Here is a 19,950-nt window from a genome sequence, read left to right as displayed (position 1 = left end):
GAGCGACCCTGGCAAATGGAGACAACAGCGGCCAGCCGTACCGGTCCGACTCCGGAGGTTCCCCGAGCGGAAAAATTCGCCGTCTCCACGGCAAACACGGCCACTCCACGCTTCGCCACATCCCAACAGTCTTCAACCCATTCCTCACCGCTCTACACGGCGCTCACACGATAGGCCTCACCACTGACAGGGCTCCCCCTCGGGCGACTTCCTCCGTACCTCGACCGCTGCAGCCGGAGGCAGCCCGCAGTCGACACTCCGCCAATGCCACGAGATGCGGTCCACCGCAACAGAGCGGACATGACTCGCTGAGGGCAGCAACAGTGACCAGCTCTACACCCCTACCTGGTTGCGTCGGCATTTCCGGGGAGGTTGCCGACGTCGGCGAGGGCTGCGTCGATCAACGACTCTGCGATGGATCGCGCGCACGCGACGGTGTAGCTGCTGTTGAGGGCGGTGCCGCGTGCGGCCGCGCCGTCGAAGAGCAGTGCCAGTTGCTCACCGAGGGCTTCCGGATCCGCGGCCCCGGCCTGCCGTGCGATGTCCGAGAGGCGGCGGGCGAACTCGCCCTTGTACGCCGCGGCCAGTTGGTGGGCGGAATGCCGGGTCGGGTACTTCAACGCTGACGTTCAGGAACGGGCACCCCCGGAACGGAGCGGAGGTTTCCGGCGGCTTCCAGTCGAAGACGGCGAGCAATTGCTCACGCGGGCTCAAGGTCGGTGGGGCGGACGCCGGGGGGAACGGGGAGGGGGCCGTCGCCCAGGGACCGCAGGTATGCCCCGACCAGCTCGTCCTTACTGGGGAAGTGCCTGTAGAGAGTGCGCGGTGACGCCTCCCTCGTCATCCAGCCCGCCGTGCCTGTGGCCTGAGCCGCGGATCCTGCCGCCGGCGGCCCCTGCCGTCGACGCCATTTTCCGTCCCGCATCGTGTGCATGGTGCGCGACGGTGCCGTCTGACGGTCCGTGGCAAATCGCACCCAGCCGACACAGCCCCATCGGGTGACGAACCTGCCGGGAACGAGCACCTCGATCACGGTCAGCGACTCGGGGGTTGCCCCATGCTCGACCCAATGACGTATGGCCTACGAACAGGGCGTCCCCTGCCCACCACAATGAGGCCGCCGAGAACCGCCGGAGGGCATACGGCCCGGCAAGCCGACTTCGCTAGAACCGGGGCATAGCGCTATACCCCAGGGCGATCCCCTAGAGCCGTTAAGCCCGTTTCACGCCGTTCTGCTCCCGGACGGTGTCGAACAGGGAGGTCAGAGCGGGACTTCCCGCGAGACTGTCCAGCAGAACGTGAAGCGACTGTCGTTCCGTGGTGCCCAGGTCTGCGAGGATTTCGCCGTCGAGATCTACGAGTGTGTGGTTGAGGCGGGCCAGGACCTTGCGCCCTTCGGCGGTGATGTCCACGGCGTAGCGGCGACGATCCTGCGGATCTCGTGTCCGCTCCGCGTATCCGGCGCGCTCCAGGTCGTCGAGACTCGTCACCATCGTCGCGGGGTCGATGCGCAGGAACGAGCCAAGCGCCAGTTGCGGCATCGCACCGTTGTCCGCCAAAGCCTGCAGGACGCTGTAATGCCGCACCCGCAGGCCGGTCCCGCCAATGCCGTCCTCGGCGATCCTGAACGCCACCTGCCCGAGTTTGACCAGCAGGCAGATGGTGTGTTCGGCCACTGTCCCCGGAACCAGCGGAGCCTCGGACATCGTTTATCCCGCCCATGGTTAGTCGTACGTATGGTCCTGTCCATCGTACGAGAAGGCCCGAGGCACCAGGACCGCTGCAGGCCGGCGGGATTCCCCACCTTCCGCCGGCTTACGGCCGGTGCGTCCTGGGTGCTCAGCCGACGATGGCCCGACCGAAGATCTGCCGGGCTATGACCCACTTCTGGATCTCGTTGGTGCCCTCATAGATCTCGCCGATCTTGCTGTCCCGGTAGATCGCCTCGACGGGGCCGGGGCTGCCGTCGGCACCCAGTTCGCGCGCGAAGCCGAGGCCTCCGAAGGCCTGGACGGCGTCGCGCGCCATGTCCACCGACAGCTTGGTGGCGTAGAACTTCGCCATCGCAGCCTCGGGCTCCGGGGACGGGTTGCCCGCGTCCAGGCGCAGGGCGGCCTTGGTGTAGAGGGTGCGGGCGTTCTCGATCTCGGTGGCCCGTTCGGCGAGCAGGAACTGCCAGTGCTGGTTGGCGGCCACCGGCTTGCCGAAGGCGTGTCGCGTCGACAGGTGGGCCACGGTGTGGTCGAAGGCGGCCTGCGCCATGCCGACCCCGGCAGCCGCGATGCCGATCCGGCCGTAGGTCAGAGTGGACAGTGCATGGCGCAGTCCGTGTCCCTCGGCGCCACCGAGGAGATCGTCGTCGGTCAGGTGCACATCCGTGAAGCGGACGTCCGCGGTGAGCTGGCCGCGGTTGCCCATCTTGCGGTCGGAAAGGCCGACCTCCACTCCGGGAAGCGCCGTGTCGACGATGAACATGCTCAGCCGGGTGCCGGTGCGGGCGAGAACCACCACGAACCCGGCGACGGGCGAGTTGGAGATCCACCGCTTGTGGCCGTTCAGCACCCAGCCGGCCTCGGTGCGTATCGCCTCGGTCTGAACCGCCTGCGGGGACAGGTCACTTGAGGCATCCGGCTCGGTGGTGGCGAACGCGCCGACCACTGAGCCCTCCGCGACCTTTCGCAGCCATCGCTGCTGCTGCTCCTCGGTGCCCTGCCGCAGGGCGTTGCCCGCCAGGATGCAGTGCACATCGAAGACGGCCGCGACGCTGCTGGAGTAGTAGGCCAGTTCCTCGATGGCCGCGGCGGTGGCGCTCGCCGGGTGGGTCAGACCGTCGCCGCCGACCTCGCTGGGGAAGGGGATCCGGAAGACCCCCGCCGACGCAAGCCCGTCAAACACCTGCCGGGGGAAGCCGTCCGTGCGCTCGTCGCCCCCCGCGATCGCCACGGCGTGCGGAGCCACTTCGTGCTCTGCGATCCGGCGCACGGCAGCGCGAACGGACTGTGTCTCTTTGGGGGCCAGGAGCTCGTGGTAGAGCCGGTCGATTTGGCGTGTGGGAGTGGAAGTCATACGCGGAAGATACCATTAGCATCGCGTACGATTAGCTCGGCAATCTATTTTGGAGGTTCGACCATGACACAGACGCTGGCCGACAAGACCATCCTGATGTCGGGAGGCAGCCGCGGCATCGGACTCGCCATCGCTCTGCGCGCGGCCCGCGACGGTGCGAACGTGGTGATGCTCGCCAAGACCGCCGTGCCGCATCCGAAGCTCGAAGGCACGGTCCACACCGCCGTTGACGAGATTGAGCGCGCGGGCGGCAAGGGGCTGGCCGTCGTCGGTGACGTCCGCGACGAGGACGATGTGCGCACCGCTGTCGACGCGGCGGTCAGCGCCTTCGGTGGCATCGACATCGTGGTGAACAACGCCAGCGCGATCGACCTGTCGTCGTCGGAGCAGCTGGAGATGAAGCGGTACGACCTGATGCAGGACATCAACACGCGTGGCACGTTCCTGCTGAGCAAGGCCGCTATCCCGCACCTGCGCAAGGCGGGCAACCCGCACATCCTCACGCTCTCCCCGCCGTTGAACCTCGCGCCGCACTGGGTGGGGAAGCACCTCGGTTACACGCTGTCGAAGTACGGCATGAGTTTGTGCACCATCGGGCTCGCCGAGGAGCTCGCCGCCGACGGCATCGCCGCCAACTCGTTGTGGCCGAGGACCCTGATCGACACAGCCGCCGTGCGCAACGTGGTCGGCGGCGCCGGACAAGCCCGTAGTCCGCGGATCATGGCTGACGCCGCGTACGCCATCCTCACGCGTGACGCGCGGAAGTGCACCGCCAACCTGTTCATCGACGACGAGGTCCTGTTGGACGAGGGCGTCACCGACCTGTCCGTCTACAGCCCTGCCGACTTCGAAGGTGATCTCGCGCTCGACATATTCGTCGATCCGGCCTGATCCCACACAGCTCACTAGATGAACGCGAGGGCGTTCTCGATGCCCTTCTTGAGGACCTCATCGGCGAGCTTCGAGTCGAAGGCGGCGCGGGACAGCTGCCGCGCCCCAGGCCTGCTTGCGCGTCCGCGCAGCGGCCGATCTAGTCGAGCAGGGCGGCGGAGGGACATCCGACGCCGCGCTGGTCCCGGTACTCGGGCGACAGATAGCCGCGAACGAGATCCTCGAGTCCCGGGCAACCGGGCAACCGGGCAACCGGGCAACCGGGCCGCAGAGTGCCGTACCGCGCCGCCTGCGCGCGTAGCTCCTCTCTGACGCCACAGGATCCTCCGTTCAATGCGCAGGGCCATTGCCTTGCACGTCATCCCGAGCCTATGGTCTGTCGAATGTAATGTTATGACTCGCATTTGATGATGCGTCAGAGTCAGAGATGAGGCACGCCGTGAGTGACGTCCCCTTCCAGCCCGCAGTGGAGCAGTCACGCGCGCTGGCCGCGGGTGAGATCTCGAGCCGGGAACTCGTCGAGCTCTATCTTGAGCGGATCGCCACCCATAACACCGCGTTGAACGCGGTGGTGACCCTTGACCCCGAGCGGGCCCGTCGCGAGGCCGGGGAAGCGGACGCCGCGCGGGCGGCCGGGCGAGACCTCGGTCCTCTGCACGGTGTGCCGATCACGGTCAAGGACAGCTTCGAGACAGCCGGGATGCGCACCGTCTGCGGGCGAACAGACCTCAAGGACTACGTGCCCGACCACGACGCCGAGGCGGTCAAGCGGCTGCGTTCGGCCGGTGCCGTGATCATGGGGAAGAGCAACATGCCTCCGGGCAACCAGGACGTCCAGGCCGACAACCCGGTGTTCGGTCCTTCATCGAACCCGTGGGACACGACCCGTACCTCGGGCGGATCCGCCGGGGGCGGCGCCGTCGCCACCGCCGCGGGCCTCACGGCGTTCGACTTCGGCTCGGAGATCGGCGGATCGACCAGGATCCCGTCCCACTTCAACGGCCTGTACGGGCACAAGTCGACCTGGCGGTCCATACCCCTCATCGGGCATGTGCCCTACGGCCCGGGCCCGGGACGATGGACCGAGGCCGACATGGGCTGCGGCGGCGCGCAGGTCCGCGACGCCCGTGACCTCGTCCCGATCCTGCGGGCAACGGTCGGGCCCGCTGACTACGACGGCGGTTTCAGCTACACACTCGCACCGCCGCGCGCGACCAAGCTCGCCGACTTCCGGGTCGCCGTCTGGAGCGAGGATCCCTCGTGTCCGGTCGACAGCGACGTCGCAGCTGCCGTTGACGACGCGGTCGCTGTGCTGCGGACGGCCGGCGCGAAGATCACGGTGCAGCCCGCCGGCCTCCCCGTCGACATCGCGACGAATCACGAGAAGGCCTTCCAGCCCCTGCTCTTCGGCGCGGGCGACCGCACCGGCCTCGCTCCTGCCTCCAGCGCCGCAGTGCTGGCCCGGTTCGTCCAGCACCCGCGGAGTGACGCCGGTCCCGCCCTGCTCGGAACCTTCCAGTCCCACTATCACTGGCTGCAGGCCCACATGGTGCGCAATGAGATCCGGCAGCGATGGTTCGAGTTCTTCCAGGACTTCGACATCGTGCTCATGCCGGTCACCCCGACGGCCGCCCCCGCCCACCACAACAAGCTGATCGACTGGTTCGGGCGGCCATTCGAAGTCGAAGGTGTGCGACGCCCTTACTGGGACCAGGTCAAGTGGAGCGCCGTCGCCAACGTCTCCGGGGGGCCGGCGACGACCATCCCGGTGCGCCGAGGCAGGAGCGGACTGCCCATCGGTCTGCAGGCCATGGGCCCGACCGGAGGCGATCTCACCACCATCGAGTTCGCCGCCCTGCTGGGCCGGGAAGTTGACGGCTTCGTGCCGCCTCCGGCCTTCGTCCAGACCCCCACCACTGGACCCTGACCACCCGCCCGAAAACCCCGAAGAACGACGATGCACAGCTTGAGCCGCAAGGCGTCACGACTGCGGACGGATTCCGCGTCCCGCTACCCGGAACGCACCGCGATCGTCTTCGGCGACGACCGCATCACGTACGAGGCCCTCGACGCCGCGGCCAACCGGGGGGCGAACCTGCTCGTCTCGCGCGGGATCCAGCCCGGGGACAAGGTCGCGCTGTCATGCCCCGATTCTCCAGCATCTACTTCGGCATCCTCAAGGCCGGCGCCGCGGTCGTGCCGCTGAACGTGCTGTTGCAGGGCCGCGAGGTCGCCTACCACCTCACCGACTCCGACGCGAAGGGCGTACTTCGCCTTCGAGGGCACCCCGGAGCTGCCGATCGGGAAGGCCGCCTGGAAGGGATTCCGCGAGAGCGCGGACTGCACCGAGTTCTTCCTGATCGAGAGCGGCGGCGCGCCGTAGTCCGGGGACGAGACGCCGGAGTCCTACACCTCGGTCGTAGCCGAGCAGCCCGTGACGTTCCGGACGGTCGAACGCGACGAAGACGACACAGCGGTGGTCCCCTACACGTCCGGCACCACCGGCCACCCCAAGGGCGCGGAGCTGCGTCACCGCAACGTGTATGACAACGCGCTCGCCGGCATCGACCTGTTCGTTTCGAGGGGGCAGCGCCCTGCTACATGTTGATCATGTGGCCCGCGAGGCCGTGGACGGCTTCCTTGACCGCCTCGCCCAGGGTGGGGTGGGCGTGGACGTTGCGGGCGACCTCATGGACGGTGAGGTCCCACTGCTGGGCCAGGGTCAGCTCGGGAAGGAGTTCGGTGACGTCGGGACCGATGAGGTGGCCGCCGAGGAGTTCGCCGTACTTGCCGTCGCTGATCAGCTTCACGAAGCCGCCCGCGTCGCCCAGGCCGTGGGCCTTGGCGTTCGCGGTGAACGGGAACTTGGCCACCTGGACGTCGTACCCCTTCTCCCTCGCCTGCGCCTCGGTGTAGCCGAAGCTCGCGATCTGCGGCTGGCAGAACGTGGAGCGCGGGATCATCATGTAGTCCAGCTTCATGGTCTCCGCGTCCGCGATCGTCTCGGCGGCGACCACGCCCATCGCCTCGGCGGCGTGCGCGAGCATCAGCTTCGCGGTGACGTCCCCGATGGCGTAGATGTGCGGGACGGAGGTGCGGCAGCGGCCGTCCACGTCGATCGCGCCGCGCTCGGTGACGCGGACGCCGGTGTTCTCCAGGCCGTATCCGGTGACGTTCGGGGCGAAGCCGATGGCCTGCAGGACCTTGTCGGCCTCCAGCACCTGCTGGGTGCCGTCCTTGCCGGTGACGGTGACCCGCACCCGCGGGCCGGACTCGTCGATCGACTCGACGCGGGTCGAGGTGAGCACGTCGATGCCCAACTTCCGGTACTGCTTGGCCAGTTCGGTGGAGACCTCGGCGTCCTCCAGCGGGGCGATACGGTCCAGGAACTCGACGACGGTGACCTTGACGCCGTAGTTGTGCAGCACATAGGCGAACTCGACGCCGATGGCCCCGGCGCCGGCGATCACGATCGACTGCGGCAGGTCCTCGGCGAGGATCTGCTCCTCGTACGTCACCACGCGCGCGCTGCGCTTGGTGCCGGGCAGCAGCTTGGGGGTCGCCCCGGCGGCGATGATGCAGTTCTCGAAGCCGATGGTGCGGGTGTTGCCGTCGTAGTCGGCCACCTGGAGTGTGTGCGGGTCGAGGAACGTGCCGCGTCCGCTGATTTCGGTGATCTTGTTCTTCTTCATCAGGTAGTGGACGCCCTTGACCCGGCCGTCCGCGACCTTCCGGCTGCGGCGGAAGGCCTCCCCGTAGTCGAAGGAGACCTGTCCGTCGACCTTGATGCCGAAGGTCTTCGCCTCGCGCGTGAAGATGTGTGCGAGTTCGGCGTTGCGCAGCAGGGCCTTGGTGGGGATGCAGCCCACGTTCAGGCAGACGCCGCCCCAGTACTTCTCCTCGACGACCGCGACGCGCTTGCCCAGTTGGGCGGCCCGGATGGCGGCTACGTATCCGCCGGGGCCCGCGCCGAGTACGACGACGTCGAAGTGCTCACTCTGCTCGTCCATGGACCTTTCCTTTCCACTGGGACGGTCGACTCCACGTCAGTGGCCGACTCGCTCCCGATCGCACAACCTGTTCATCAACTCAGTCGCTGGTTCAACGCCCCGGTGCCGTGATCCATGCCCGCGCAGCGATCACCGACGGGCCAAGGCCCCGTCGACTTCGTGTACTCCCGCCTCGGCGGCACCGAGCCTGAGGGTGTCGAGCCCGAAGGCCGCGACCGGACCGTGCACACCGGGCTTGAGGACGGCATCCGGCGCCGCCGCATGGACTGCGCCCCACGCCAGGAGGGAGCCTGTCATCTCGTAGGGATCGGGGCCGGTGAGGGCCGTCGTGGCCAGGGGACGACCGTGGCCGTCGCGGGCGACCGCGATCACCAGGGAACGGCCGTCGGTGTCCGGCTCACGATGTGCTCCCGGGAGCCGCCCGGACCACCGCGTCAGAGCAGCCCGCACCTTCGCCGACCTCAGCAAGGGCGCCTGGAGCATGGCGGCGATCTGCACCGGACGCGTCCACCGCCCGAGCCAGCCCATCCCCACCTCGACGCTCTCCAACTGAGGGAAGACCTCAGGCAGGCCGAGATGCTCCGTGCCCGGGACGGTCATGGCCGGGCGTCGCACACCGGCGTAGCGGAAGGTGAGGACACGCTTGGCGGCCCGCTCGTCGACCAGTCGGGAAGAGGCTCCAGGGCGTGGAGAGCGGTAGGCGAACCCGTCCTCGGCCGCCGCGGCGACCAGCGTCTGGCGCGTGCCACCCGTGGTCAGGTCCCAGGAGTCGCGCAGGGTGCTCCGGTAACGCAGCTCACTCCCGCGCCCCGAACGGGTGATGAAGTAGCCGATCTCGACATGGCATGCGCGCTCGCCCGCCTGTTCCAGGGCCAGGGCGCCGGCGAGATTGCCGGGCACGTAGTCGTAGCCGAACGCGGGTACGAGAGTCGCTCCCCGGGCGGCCGCGACGGAGTCCAGCTCAAGGAGGACCCGGCGGGCGAAGGGTCCCTCCCCCGTGGAGTCGAAGTAGCGCGCTCCCGCCCGCGCGGCAGCCGTGACCGTGGCCATGCCCAGTTGCATGAACGGCCCGACCGTGGAGACGACCACATCGCTGGGGCCCAGAAGGCGCGTGAGGTGGGCGGAAGAGGTGACGTCCACTTCCGCCACCGGCAGTTTCGCCTCGAAGCGGTCGGCCAGGGTCAGCATCTTCGTTCGGCTTCGCCCGACCAAGGTCGGCTTCTCACCTCGTGCGAGCAGTTCCCTGAGAACTCGCCGCCCCGTGTACCCCGTCGCACCCAGCAACAAGATTCTGCGCTTTTCCACGGCTGCGTCTGCCTTCCGGAGGGCACTGTCACGACGACCACTGACCGACCACGAGTCATTCACTGACTTCAGGTCATTGAATATACGATGGTCAGCATGAGAGGGCCAAACCGACGACAGCTGTATGCGGAGCAGACCCGGGCGGACCTGGTGGCGGCCGCGCGCACACTCTTCGTCGACAACGGGTTCGCGGACACGTCGGTCGAGGCCATCACCGCGGCGGCGCACGTGAGCAAGGGCACCTTCTACCACCACTTCCCGGACAAGAAGGCGATGTTCGCCGAGCTCTACACGGAGCTGCTCCAGCGGGTCGGAGCGCTCGCCGACGCGGCGTCCGAGGCGATCCGTGCGACGCCGGGCGAGCCTGCCTTGGCCGCCGTGTCGAACCTCACGCACGCCTTCTTGCAGCGGACCATCGACGATCCCCTGCATCGAGAGCTGATGGCCCAGGCGCCCTCGGTGCTGGTGGAGCAGTACAGGCACATCAACGACACGGTGGCCCAGCCGCCGATCGAACGGCTATTGACTGTCCTGGCCGAACGCGGTGACGTGGAACCGGACGTTCCGGTCGCCACCGTCGCCCGGCTGCTGTTGGCCGTCCTGTGCGAGGGCAACCAGATCATCGCCGCCGCGGCGGACCGGAAGGACGCCCTGGCCAGGACGTTCCACACGATCACCCTGCTGATGTCAGGCCTGGCGGCGGACGGCGTCAGCGCGCACGGTTGACGTCGACCAACTCCTGCAACAGCTGCACCTCGGCCGTGCCGCTACCGTGCCGCCTCGTCCTCGATGTCACGGACCAGGTCGATGGCCCGGCCGAGAGTGGTGAGCCGAGCGTCGAGGGTCTCTCCGGCCGGATAAAAACGTACGGTGTCCACACCGGCGTCGCGCCACACACGCAGCCGCTGGCGCACCATGGCCTCGGTTCCGATCAGAGTGGTCGCCAGGACCATTTCGTCGGTGACCAAGCCGGCCGCGCCGTCCCGGTCCCCGACCTGCCAACGTGTCCGGACTTCGGCCGCCACCTCGGCCCAACCCTGGCGGCTGTAGGCATTGTTGTAGAAGTTCGTGGTCGCGGAACCCATGCCGCCGAGGCTGAAGGCCAGTTCCTTCTTGCGTCCGGCCACCATCGCGCTCAGCACGTCCTCGTCGTCCGCGAAGGCGACCTCGGCACCTTGGCAGATGTCGAGGTCGGCACGGGCGCGACCGGCGGTGGCCAGGCCCTGGTTCAGGTGGTCGAAGTACGCCTCCTTGGCGCCCTCGGGCACGAAACTGGTGCCCAGCCACCCATCGGCGATCTCACCGGTCAGGTGCAGCATCTTCGGCGAGAGGGTGGCGAGGTAGACCGGAATGTCATGCTCGGCACGCATCGACAGACGCATGGGCTTCGCCGCCGCGCCCGGCAGTGGAATCCGGAACTCCTGTCCTGAGTAGGAGACTTTGCCGCCCGCGGCGGCCTCCCGCACGATCTCGACGGTCTCCCGCATCCGCACCAGCGGCCGGGCGAAGGGCACGCCGTGCAGCCCCTCGATCACCTGCGGCCCGGAGGGGCCCAGTCCGAGAAGGAAGCGCCCCTGGGAGATCTGCGACAGTGTGATCGCGGCGCGGGCGATGGCCATCGGCGTGCGGGTGCCGAGTTGGATGATTCCGGATCCGAGGAGCATGCGCTCGGTCTTCGCCGCGAGGTAGCCCAACGGCGAGGGAGCCTCGGAGCCCCACGCCTCCGCCACCCAGCAGATGTCGAGACCGAGCTTCTCCGCCTCGGTGACATAGGCGACGATCTCCCGCCAGTCGCCCCCGGAAGCTTCGATCGTGGTGGAGGTACGCATCAGAGCCTCGCCTCGCCCGCGGGCCGGGCCCTCTCGGCCAGCTTCTTGATCTCTTCGAGGGTGATGGTCATGTTGGCCTCGAACTCTCGCATGCGCACGAAGACGATCTTCTGCTCCTTCTCCGGCATGCGATCGATGGCGAAGGAGAGGCCCGAAGGGGGCCGGCCCCATCTGCATCCATTCGCTCAGCAGAGTGCCACCGCCCTGCGGCTCCAACGTGAACCGCCAGATCGCGGTTGGGTCCTGCGGGTTCTCGACGCTCCAGGCAAGCAGCCTCGGCGGCTCGTACTCGACGATGTGGGAGGTGGTGGTCCACTCCCCGAGTGCCTCGTGCTTGCTCCTGCCGATGAACCGGGCTCCCAGAGCAGGGGCGGTCCTGCCATCCAGCCATTCGACGTGCTGCAGCTCGGAGCTCATACGCGGCATCAGCTCGATGTCGGACACGAGCGGCCACACCTGTTCGGGCGGAGCAGCGATCCAGGTGCGAACCTCCACCGTCGGCTTGTCCGCATAGCGCGCGCCTGTCCAATCCATGTTCCTGCAGCCTCCATGCCGATCCGAGAACTCCCATGACCAGACGTGACCAGTAAAGTTGCGTAGATAGACTCACATGTCAAGGGAAACGCCGCCCCGGCAGAGCCGCGGAGTCAGCCGGCGAAACGCTCTCGGACATCCGGCCGTTCGGCCAGATGTGGCGGATAGTCGGGGCCCATCCGAGGACTGGTGTTCTCTGCGGTCATCTGCTCCCCGCAGGAAGAACACACCACCTCGGCATGGGCTTCCTGTCCGCAGACCTCGTGACGCATGACTACCGGCGGGCCCTCTTCACCGGACAGCCAGCGGTCCCCCCACCGGTTCATCACCAGCAGCACACCGTAGAAGTCGCGCCCCTTCTCCGTGAGCACGTAGTCGTACCGAACCGGCTCCGTCTGGTACGGCCGTTTCTCCAGCAGCCCCTCATCCACCAACCGGCGCAACCGGTCCGTCAATGTGTTGCGCGCGATCCCCAGTGACACCTGGAACGCGTCGAACCGCCGGATCCCGTAGAACGCCTCACGCAGCACCAACGGCGTCCACCAGTCCCCGAGCAAGTCCATGGTGCGCGCGATCGAACAGGGCCAGTGCGCAAAGGATGTCCGCCTCATGACAGTCAGCATAGGTTCGTCCAGTCGTGAGACCCAGCAGGTGGAGCGGCGACAGTTCATACGCGCGACATCTTGCGCTCAATAAATAACGAAGTTATGTTGCCGCCATGAAACGTGACTTGCTGGGCAGAAAGCTGGTTGTCACCGGAGCGGCGCGCGGCATCGGCGAGAAGGTGGCCCGCCTGGCCATCGCCCGAGGCGCTCAGGTGACCTTGATCGGACTGGAGCCCGATCGGCTCCGTGACCTCGCCCGCGAGCTGGGCCCCGCCGCTTCCTGGCGTGAGGCCGATGTGCGCGACGGAACCGTCCTGCGGTCAGTGATCGACGAGGCTGCGGGGGTCATGGGCGGCATCGATCTCGTCGTCGCCAATGCCGGCGTCGTGGCGTACGGGACCGTGCGACAGACGGACGAGGCGTCGTTCGAGCGGGTCCTGGACATCAATCTGAACGGTGTCTTCCGGACCCTCAAGTACGCAACGCCCCATCTGGAGCGCAGCCGGGGACACGTGCTGGTCGTGGCGTCCGCGCTGTCCTTCATGCCGCTGGCGGCGATGGCCTCCTACGGCGCCAGCAAGGCCGCGGCCGAGCTGCTCGCCCTGACCTATCGCCAGGAGGTGGCGCACCTCGGCGTCACGGTCGGCCTGGTGCACCCCTCCTGGATCGACACGGATCTCGTCCGGGGCGCCGAGGCGGACCTCCCCTCGTTCCAGGGCCTGCGCAACCGGCTCCCCTACCCGGGCAATGTCACCACCAGTGCCGATCGGGCGGCTGCCGCGATCGTCGACGGGCTCGTGCGCCGCCGCAGCCGCGTGTACGTCCCGCGCGCGGTCGTCGTGGCCAACTGGGCCAAGGCAGCGCTGAATTCGCCACTGACCTGGCCATGGGCGAGGCGCTTCGCGGCCCGTGCCGTTCCGTCCCTCGAACGGGAGGTCGCGGTGCTGGGGAGGCATGACCAGCTCACGCCGGGCACCGGTGCCTCTGCCGCGGAGACCAAGTCGCCCTAGCCGCACATGGGTGGTCCCGCGCGGGACAGCGTCCTGCCCTACCGACTTTCACCGACCTTGAACGATCGAGTCGTAAAGGCGCGCGCCCGCCTCGTGCGAGGCTTCGGCCCGTTCCCGCTTGTCGCCCAGACCGACAGAGAAGTTCACGCCCATCGGCCGCATCACCTGCACCACGGGATCCTCGAACTCGCCGAAGTGCTCGGCCAGCTCAAGGGTGACGTACCCGTGGACCAGACTCCACAACTGGGCGGCTATGACTTCAGGTTCCTGCCGCTCGGCCCTGCCCGAGTCCACGAGCCGTCGACATGCCGCGGTGATATGGACGTGGGCATCCTGGAAGGCCGGCGAATGTCCGCTCAAGCGAAGGTCCGCGTCCGACAGCGGCCGGTACGTCGCACGAGTGGACAGGCCGAACATCAGGTCGTACAGGTGAGGGTTCTCGTGGGCCACTCGGCGGCAGGTCAAAGCCATGGCGAAGAGATCCGCGGTCGGATCATCCGTCACCGGCACCTGGGCGAACGCCGCGCCGAGCTCCCTGAAGCCGTGGTCGGCGACGGCGCGCATCAGTTCGGGGATCCCACCGAAGTGGCCGTAGACGACCATCGTCGACAGCCCGCTCGCGGACGCCACCGTACGCGCCTTGATGGCCGACGGCCCCTGTTCGGCCAGCAGACCGACAGCGGCTCGCACAAGCCGCTCCGGTGCGTCATCGAGCTTCGGCCGCCCTGCCATGCCTCTCGCGCCTCCACCATTGACACTCTTGAAATAACTTGGTTATGTAACTCGTCACGGCAATAGTACACATCTCGAGCGACGTGCCGTTTCGGACACGGGCGCGCCTCCCCGGACGGGCTTTCACGCACTGTCCCAGATTCCTGGCGCCGGCAGCCCCTCCCTCACTCGCTTTGCACTCCCCCATGAACCCAGCACGGGAGCAGAATCCATGCCATACAAAGACAAGGGTCATCTGGAGATCGAGGACCGCGGAGCCGTCCTTGTCGTCCGGGTCGACGGCGGCCCGCACCAGTTGTTCGGCCTCGACATCGCCCATCAGCTGGACAAGCTGGTGACCCGGGTCGACCGCGATCCGAGCATCCGTGCCGTCGTCTTCACCGGGGCACATCCCGAGCGGTTCGTCAGCCATGCCGCGGTCCGGTGGCTGCAGGAAGAGGGCGCCGCGAGCCCGACGGTCGGCCGACGCGGTGCCGCCGCCGTCGTACGCATGGCGAAGCACGTGGACCGGTCCCGGGTCCTCGGGGCACTGATGCGCAGGACCCCGATGCGGGGTGCCCTCCAGCTGGAGCGTCTGCACACGACCTTCCTCCGGATGAACGCCAGCGGTGTCCTCTTCGTCGCCGCGCTCAACGGTTCGGCTCTCGGCCTCGGCGCCGAGTTCGCCTGGGCCTGCGATCTGCGGGTCATGGCCGACGGGGACTTCTTCATCGGCCAGCCCGAAATCCTCCTCGGCATCATCCCGGGCGGAGGCGGCACCCAGCGGCTGACCCGCCTGATCGGCACCCACCGGTCCCTGGCCGCGATCCTCGAAGGCAAGCCGTTCACGCCCGCGGAAGCGCTCGCCAACGGGGCGGTCGACAAGGTCGTACCCCAGGACAAGGTCGTCGCGCAGGCGGTCGAACTCGCAGAGCACTTCGGCCGGCGGTCGAAGGGGTCGGTCGCGGCCGCCAAGAGGTCGGTGTACCTCGGCGGCTCGATGCCCCTGGAGGACGGACTCCACGTCGAACGCGCCGAGTTCTTCACCCGAGTCATGTCGAAGGACGGCCAGGAACTGATGCTCGACTACATGAAGACGACGGACGCCACCGGCGAGCTCCCGCTCTACAACCCGGACACCTACGCCCAGGCGCTCGCCTCGGGCAGCGTGCCCGGGCACCGCTCGACGAAGACGACGCGGCGGTGAGCAGACGATGACCACTGCGCACTCCTTCACCCGCCACGACATCACCTTCCCCTCTGGCGACAGCACCTGTGCCGGATGGCTCTACCTCCCGACCGGCGTCACCTCCCCGCCCGTCGTCATCCTCGGGCACGGCCTCGGCGCCACCCGCGAGATGCGCCTGGACGCCTTCGCCGAGCGTTTCGCGCAGGCCGGCATCGCCGCCGTGGCCTTCACCTACCGGCACTTCGGCGACAGCGGCGGCCACCCGCGCCAGCTCCTGTCGATCAAGCGTCAGCTCGCCGACTGGGACGCCGCCCTCGCCTGCGTCAAGGCCCGCCCTGACGTCGACCGCTCCCGCATCGCGGTGTGGGGCAGCTCCTTCGGCGGAGGCCACGCCATCACCGTCGCCTCTCGGCATCCCGAACTGCGTGCGGCCGTGTCCCAGTGCCCGTTCACCGATGGTCTCGCCTCCGCGCTCGCGCTCGGCCCGGTCGCCTCGCTCAAAATGACCCCCGTGCTAGCTCGGGACATGGCGGCCAGAGTGCGCGGCAAGGCACCCGCGATGGTTCCCATCGCCTCCGCCCCCGGTTCGCCGGCCCTCATGAACGCCCCTGACGCCCTGCCCGGCTACCAGGCGCTCCAGCCGCCCGGCACGACATTCCGCAACGAGGTGGCGGCACGGGTCATTCCGACCATCGCCGCCTACCGGCCTGGGCGTGCCGCGAAGAAGGTCGCCATGCCGATCCTCTTCTGCGTCAGCAACACCGACTCCGTCACACCTCCCGCCCAGACCCTCCGGTACGCGCGCACCGCACCCCGGGGAGAGATCAAGAGGTACGACGCCGGCCACTTCGACTTCTACACCGGCGAGACCTTCGAGGCCCTGGTTCGCGACCAGATCGAGTTCCTCACCCGGCAGCTGCACCCCGCGCCGGTATCGACTCCTTGACCGGATCGCACAACACCGAGACAGGTACGCCCGCCATGAACTTCGCTTCACTGCCCGACCGTCGCGCCGCTCTCGACCCCGATGGGGCAGCGGTCTCGGACGGGCGCCAGTCACTCACCAACACTCAGTTGCTGGACCGCGTCCGTGCGGCAGCGCGTCAGCTCCAGGACCTCGGCATCGGTCCCGGCGATGTGGTGGCCCTCAAGCTGACGAACCGCATCGAGTTCGTGCTGCTGTTGTTCGCCGCTTGGCGGATCGGCGCCACCATCACGCCGGTCAACCCGAGCATGACCGACGTCGAGGTGGGCCGGCAGGTCAAGGACTCCGATGCGCGTCTGCTGGTGGTCGAAGACCGCGAGGCGCCCGTCACGGACGGTACTGCCGTACTCGCCGTCGGCGCACTGCACAAGGAAGGGGCGAGTTCGGATCACGCGCCGCATGTGGACTCGTCCGCGCTGGCTCTTCTCATATACACCAGCGGCACCACCGGGACGCCCAAGGGCGTGATGCTGGACCACGCCAACATCGACGCCATGACGGAGATGGGCCGCCTGTCCCTGGACATCGGGCCCGCCGACCGGTGCCTGCTGATCCTGCCGCTCTTCCACGTCAACGGCATCGTGGTCAGCATTCTCACGCCTCTTCTCGCGGGGGCGAGCGTCGTCATCGCGGGCCGCCGGTTCGACCCACACAGCTTCTTCGACCTCGTCGAGCAGGAGCGCCCCACCTTCTTCAGCGCCGTGCCGACGATCTACGGCATGCTCGCTGCGCTCCCGGACGACGTGCGGCCCGACACATCGTCGCTGAGGTTCGGAGTCTGTGGCGCCGCACCTGCCTCCGCCGAGCTGCTGAACCGGTTCGAAGCCCGGTACGGGTTCCCTCTTGTCGAGGGGTACGGCCTGTCCGAAGGAACCTGCGGGTCCACCGTCAACCCCGTCGCGGGCCCGCGACGTGCCGGCACCGTGGGACTCCCCTTCCCCGGCCAGGAGATTCGGATCGTCGACGCCGAAGGTACCGAGGTGGGGCCGGGCACGGACGGTGAGGTCCTCGTGAAGGGCCCCAACCTCATGCGTGGCTATCTCGGCCGCCCCGAGGAAACGGCCAGAGTCATCGTCGACGGCTGGTTGCACACGGGCGATGTGGGTCGCCTCGACGCCGAGGGCTATCTGACCCTGGTCGGGCGCTCGAAGGACATGATCATCCGCGGTGGGGAGAACATCTACCCCAAGGAGATCGAGGACGTCCTCACAGGCGACCCGTCGGTGCTCGAAGCCGCCGTGATCGGCGTACCCGACGAGAAGTGGGGAGAGGTGGTCGTGGCCTACATACAGCCGCGACCAGGCGTGACCGTCGATCTGACGGCGCTGCGGGAGCTCTGTGCGCGCAGCCTCACCGGCTTCAAGCGTCCGACCGACTTCTTCGTGGTGGAGGCCATAGCGAAGAACGCGGTCGGGAAGATCGACAAAGCCTCCTTGCGCGCTGCCCACGTCGCGGCTTCGTGAGATTCACCGCGCGCCGAGCCTGGATGCCCAGGCAGCGCATATCCGACAGCGCGGCCGCGGGAGACGCTTCGGCGGGTGACCGGGTCTCGGCCAGGATCTGACTGAGGGGCGGCCCAACCGGAAGCGGCTGGGCCGCCCCTCGGTTCGGGAGGCTGCTCGGACGACTTGCCCCGGCCGGCCAGTGAGACTGCGCACCCGCAGGGGCGCCGCTCTCGTCACGGTGGCAGAGTCACCGACTCGCCTCGACGGCCAGGAACGACCGCAAATGGCCCAGCAGCGCCTCCGGTTGCTCTTCCGGTATGAAGTGGCCGCACTCCGGGATTTCTGCTCCGGTGACGTCGTCCGCGTAGGCGCGCCAGATCTCCAGCGTCGGCAGGCGGGAGGGCAGCCCTGCGGAACCCCAGAGCGCCAGTACCGGCATGGTGAGGCGGCGGTCCTCGGCGGCGTCGATGTCGTCGAGGGCGACGTCCTGCTCCATGGCGCGGTAGTCGTCGAAACTCGCGCGCATGGCACCCGGGCGGGAGAAGGCTCGGACATATCCGTCGACCGCTTCGGGTGTCAGCCCGTGGCGGTTATAGGTCCACCGCTCGAAGAAGTACTCGAGATACCCGCGTATGTCGTGCCCCACGAGCCGCTCGGGAAGGTCGGGCTGCATCTGGAACAGCCAGTGCCAGTACCCGGAGGCGAGCGAGGCGTCCAGTCGGCGGAACATCTCCCGGGTCGGCACGATGTCGAGCACAGCCAGCCGTTCCACCTGATCGGGGCGGTCCAGCGCCCAGCGGTGCCCCACGCGGGCGCCCCGGTCGTGACCCACGACGGCGGTCGTCTCGAAGCCGAGTGCTTCGACGAGGCCCGCCATGTCGGCGGCCATCCGCCGCTTGTCGTATCCGGTCGAGGGCTTGTCGCTCAGGCCGTAGCCACGCAGGTCGGGTGCCACAACGGTGTGGTCGGCGGCAAGATCCGCCAGCACCGGCTGCCAGCAGTCGGAGGTCTGCGGCCAGCCGTGGAGCAGGACGAGCAGAGGACCGGATCCCGCTCGGAGGTAGTGCAGGCGAACCCCGTCCACCTGCGTCACGCCCGTGGTCACGGTGGGCTGTCCCATGGCTGCGCCTCCCCGGCACGAACTAACCCTCTTAGGGGGTTAAACCTAACGTGCAGAATGAAGGCGTGGCAACGGACGACACGTGGATCTGGGACGGCGGGCGGGTCTGTCTGGACTTCACCAACACCCTCCGCCACCGGTGGCGACCCACGCCGGGGGAGACGCTCCGGAACCCGGGCGATCTCACCCTCTGGCTTCAGCGGGCCGGACTGCTCGCACCGGGCATCCCGGATCCCGTGGATGCCGCCGTCCTGGCATCGGGCCGACGGCTGCGCGAGGCGGTCGACCGGGCCGTACTCGCGGTCTCCGACGGCCGACTGCCCTCCTCCAGCGACGTCGTGCTGCTCAACGGATCGGCAGCACAGGCGCCCCGGCCGGCGCCGCAAATCGCCATCAAAGGCGGCCACTTGGAGCCCGCCAGCACCACGACCATGGCACCTGATCCCGCGACCGCGCTGGCACTGATCGCGCAGGACGCCGTAGACCTGCTCCTGTCGACCGAGATCCGGCGCGTACGCGTGTGCGGCGCGGACACGTGCGCCCTGCGCTTCCTGGACCGCTCCCCCGCCCACAACCGCCGCTGGTGCTCGATGTCCCGCTGCGGCAACCGCACCAAAGTCCGCCTCCACCAGGCCCGAGCCAGACGGAGTGAGCGCACCCCGGCGGACTGAGCCCACCCGGACTCCTGCCGCCACCGCGCTCAGCTCACTCCGCGGGCCTCAGACGAAATGCGGGGCCGGGGACACTCTCGATGTCCTCCGCCTGCACGGCGTGGCCGCGTTCGCAGCGGATCTGGGCATCGACGTGCGCACCGCATCCTCGGTGTCGCGTCAGTACGGCCGGGCCCTCCGGGTCGGCGCGGTAGCGGTCGCCCCACTGCAGGAGCCCCATCACGGCCGGGACCAGATCCACGCCCTTCGGTGTGATCACGTACTTCGGCCGGCTCCGCGAACCCGGCTCCTTATAGGTCTCGGTGGCCAGGATCCCTTCCTCGACAAGCATCCGAAGCCGTGCCGCGAGAAGGTTCCGGGGACAGCCGAGGACACGTTCGAAGTCACTGAAGCGGGACGAGCCGTACCAGACCTCGCGCAGGATCAGGATCGTCCACTTCTCACCCACGACCTCAAGGGTCCGGGCGATCGAGCAGTTCGACATGTCCCGGTCGAGTCGGGTATCCATGCCGGCGTCCTGAAGAGCTTCGGTCCTCGCATCCATGGGGTGATTCTAACCCGATGTGAGTTTACTCTTCT

At 68.2% G+C, this 19,950-nt stretch carries 20 protein-coding genes and 3 pseudogenes; 10 read left to right on the top strand and 13 right to left on the bottom strand.

The genetic code is table 11. The features are described 5' to 3' along the window. Positions 1-341 precede the first annotated feature (341 nt). The 3 genes from IO24_RS42285 to IO24_RS0136810 form a co-directional block, all read right to left on the bottom strand. Positions 342-620 (bottom strand): hypothetical protein, encoded by a 279-nt coding sequence (locus IO24_RS42285; RefSeq protein ID WP_051906006.1) that lies wholly within the window; start codon positions 618-620, stop codon positions 342-344. Between the two features lie 591 nt (positions 621-1,211). After that, positions 1,212-1,706, bottom strand: a complete 495-nt coding sequence (locus IO24_RS0136815) for a MarR family winged helix-turn-helix transcriptional regulator (protein WP_051906005.1) — start codon at positions 1,704-1,706, stop codon at positions 1,212-1,214. Positions 1,707-1,839: 133 nt separating this feature from the next. Next, positions 1,840-3,066: an acyl-CoA dehydrogenase family protein gene (locus tag IO24_RS0136810; protein ID WP_031143691.1), complete on the bottom strand. Its 1,227-nt coding sequence runs from the start codon at positions 3,064-3,066 to the stop codon at positions 1,840-1,842. A gap of 63 nt (positions 3,067-3,129) precedes the next feature. On the opposite strand from IO24_RS0136810, the gene IO24_RS0136805 reads away from it, so the two are divergent. After that, positions 3,130-3,957, top strand: coding sequence for an SDR family oxidoreductase (locus IO24_RS0136805; protein ID WP_031143689.1), 828 nt, complete (start codon positions 3,130-3,132; stop codon positions 3,955-3,957). A 14-nt stretch (positions 3,958-3,971) separates the two neighbouring features. Here IO24_RS0136805 and IO24_RS46865 read toward each other — a convergent pair. Next, a pseudogene (locus IO24_RS46865) lies at positions 3,972-4,270 on the bottom strand (TetR/AcrR family transcriptional regulator); the annotation flags it as partial. 126 nt (positions 4,271-4,396) lie between these two features. Here IO24_RS46865 and IO24_RS0136800 point away from each other — a divergent pair. The 3 genes and pseudogenes from IO24_RS0136800 to IO24_RS46075 all read left to right on the top strand — a co-directional run bounded on the left by IO24_RS0136800 (position 4,397) and on the right by IO24_RS46075 (position 6,565). Further along, positions 4,397-5,884: an amidase gene (locus tag IO24_RS0136800; protein WP_199808892.1), complete on the top strand. Its 1,488-nt coding sequence runs from the start codon at positions 4,397-4,399 to the stop codon at positions 5,882-5,884. A 30-nt stretch (positions 5,885-5,914) separates the two neighbouring features. Beyond that, positions 5,915-6,195: pseudogene (locus IO24_RS46080) on the top strand (AMP-binding protein); the annotation flags it as partial. Between the two features lie 196 nt (positions 6,196-6,391). Continuing rightward, positions 6,392-6,565 (top strand): AMP-binding protein, encoded by a 174-nt coding sequence (locus IO24_RS46075; protein ID WP_199808890.1) that lies wholly within the window; start codon positions 6,392-6,394, stop codon positions 6,563-6,565. Here the strand turns inward: IO24_RS46075 and lpdA are convergent. Both lpdA and IO24_RS0136785 read right to left on the bottom strand, forming a co-directional pair. After that, positions 6,555-7,967 carry a dihydrolipoyl dehydrogenase gene (lpdA, locus tag IO24_RS0136790; protein ID WP_031143683.1) on the bottom strand — a complete coding sequence of 471 codons (1,413 nt, stop codon included), beginning with the start codon at positions 7,965-7,967 and terminating at the stop codon, positions 6,555-6,557. The two genes, IO24_RS46075 and lpdA, sit on opposite strands and share 11 nt — an antisense overlap. 129 nt (positions 7,968-8,096) lie before the next feature. Beyond that, a complete protein-coding gene (locus tag IO24_RS0136785; RefSeq protein ID WP_037669468.1) occupies positions 8,097-9,272 on the bottom strand; it encodes a saccharopine dehydrogenase NADP-binding domain-containing protein in 1,176 nt (391 codons plus the stop codon). A 96-nt stretch (positions 9,273-9,368) separates the two neighbouring features. Between IO24_RS0136785 and IO24_RS0136780 the strand changes: the two genes are divergently transcribed. Then, complete coding sequence (locus tag IO24_RS0136780) at positions 9,369-9,998, top strand: TetR/AcrR family transcriptional regulator (protein WP_157851323.1); 630 nt, start codon at positions 9,369-9,371, stop codon at positions 9,996-9,998. A 41-nt stretch (positions 9,999-10,039) separates the two neighbouring features. Here IO24_RS0136780 and IO24_RS0136775 read toward each other — a convergent pair whose 3' ends face one another. The 4 genes and pseudogenes from IO24_RS0136775 to IO24_RS0136765 form a co-directional block, all read right to left on the bottom strand. Further along, complete coding sequence (locus IO24_RS0136775) at positions 10,040-11,101, bottom strand: LLM class flavin-dependent oxidoreductase (protein ID WP_031143676.1); 1,062 nt, start codon at positions 11,099-11,101, stop codon at positions 10,040-10,042. Then, entirely contained in the window at positions 11,101-11,229 is a 129-nt protein-coding gene (locus tag IO24_RS47275) for a hypothetical protein (RefSeq protein ID WP_267886833.1), read from the bottom strand. Before IO24_RS47275 ends, IO24_RS0136775 begins: the two co-directional genes overlap by 1 nt. Before the next feature lie 76 nt (positions 11,230-11,305). After that, positions 11,306-11,635: pseudogene (locus IO24_RS46860) on the bottom strand (SRPBCC family protein); the annotation flags it as partial. Positions 11,636-11,748: 113 nt separating this feature from the next. Then, the gene (locus tag IO24_RS0136765) at positions 11,749-12,246 is read right to left on the bottom strand and encodes a winged helix-turn-helix transcriptional regulator (protein WP_031143674.1); all 498 of its coding nucleotides are present in this window, start codon (positions 12,244-12,246) and stop codon (positions 11,749-11,751) included. A 107-nt stretch (positions 12,247-12,353) separates the two neighbouring features. Between IO24_RS0136765 and IO24_RS0136760 the strand changes: the two genes are divergently transcribed. After that, a complete protein-coding gene (locus tag IO24_RS0136760; RefSeq protein ID WP_031143672.1) occupies positions 12,354-13,250 on the top strand; it encodes an SDR family oxidoreductase in 897 nt (298 codons plus the stop codon). Positions 13,251-13,298: 48 nt separating this feature from the next. Here IO24_RS0136760 and IO24_RS0136755 read toward each other — a convergent pair whose 3' ends face one another. Beyond that, positions 13,299-13,982 carry a TetR/AcrR family transcriptional regulator gene (locus IO24_RS0136755; RefSeq protein WP_031143670.1) on the bottom strand — a complete coding sequence of 228 codons (684 nt, stop codon included), beginning with the start codon at positions 13,980-13,982 and terminating at the stop codon, positions 13,299-13,301. A 211-nt stretch (positions 13,983-14,193) separates the two neighbouring features. Between IO24_RS0136755 and IO24_RS0136750 the strand changes: the two genes are divergently transcribed. From IO24_RS0136750 to IO24_RS0136740, 3 genes are read left to right on the top strand one after another with little or no spacing between them, the layout of a single operon-like run. Then, on the top strand, positions 14,194-15,168 hold the full coding sequence (locus tag IO24_RS0136750; protein WP_031143668.1) for an enoyl-CoA hydratase/isomerase family protein: 975 nt from the start codon (positions 14,194-14,196) through the stop codon (positions 15,166-15,168). A gap of 7 nt (positions 15,169-15,175) precedes the next feature. Further along, positions 15,176-16,096 carry an alpha/beta hydrolase gene (locus tag IO24_RS0136745; RefSeq protein WP_031143665.1) on the top strand — a complete coding sequence of 307 codons (921 nt, stop codon included), beginning with the start codon at positions 15,176-15,178 and terminating at the stop codon, positions 16,094-16,096. Positions 16,097-16,131: 35 nt separating this feature from the next. Then, complete coding sequence (locus tag IO24_RS0136740) at positions 16,132-17,598, top strand: class I adenylate-forming enzyme family protein (protein ID WP_031143663.1); 1,467 nt, start codon at positions 16,132-16,134, stop codon at positions 17,596-17,598. A 229-nt stretch (positions 17,599-17,827) separates the two neighbouring features. On the opposite strand, the gene IO24_RS0136735 is transcribed toward IO24_RS0136740, so the two are convergent. Next, positions 17,828-18,700: an alpha/beta fold hydrolase gene (locus IO24_RS0136735; protein WP_031143661.1), complete on the bottom strand. Its 873-nt coding sequence runs from the start codon at positions 18,698-18,700 to the stop codon at positions 17,828-17,830. A gap of 65 nt (positions 18,701-18,765) precedes the next feature. Between IO24_RS0136735 and IO24_RS0136730 the strand changes: the two genes are divergently transcribed. Next, complete coding sequence (locus tag IO24_RS0136730) at positions 18,766-19,371, top strand: CGNR zinc finger domain-containing protein (protein WP_031143659.1); 606 nt, start codon at positions 18,766-18,768, stop codon at positions 19,369-19,371. A gap of 34 nt (positions 19,372-19,405) precedes the next feature. Here IO24_RS0136730 and IO24_RS0136725 read toward each other — a convergent pair whose 3' ends face one another. Continuing rightward, the gene (locus tag IO24_RS0136725; RefSeq protein ID WP_031143657.1) at positions 19,406-19,879 is read right to left on the bottom strand and encodes a winged helix-turn-helix transcriptional regulator; all 474 of its coding nucleotides are present in this window, start codon (positions 19,877-19,879) and stop codon (positions 19,406-19,408) included. Positions 19,880-19,950 lie beyond the last annotated feature (71 nt).

It is taken from the genome of Streptomyces flavovariabilis (assembly GCF_000725785.1).
GTDB lineage: Bacteria > Actinomycetota > Actinomycetes > Streptomycetales > Streptomycetaceae > Streptomyces > Streptomyces hawaiiensis.
This window is presented reverse-complemented; position numbering and strand designations above follow the sequence as displayed.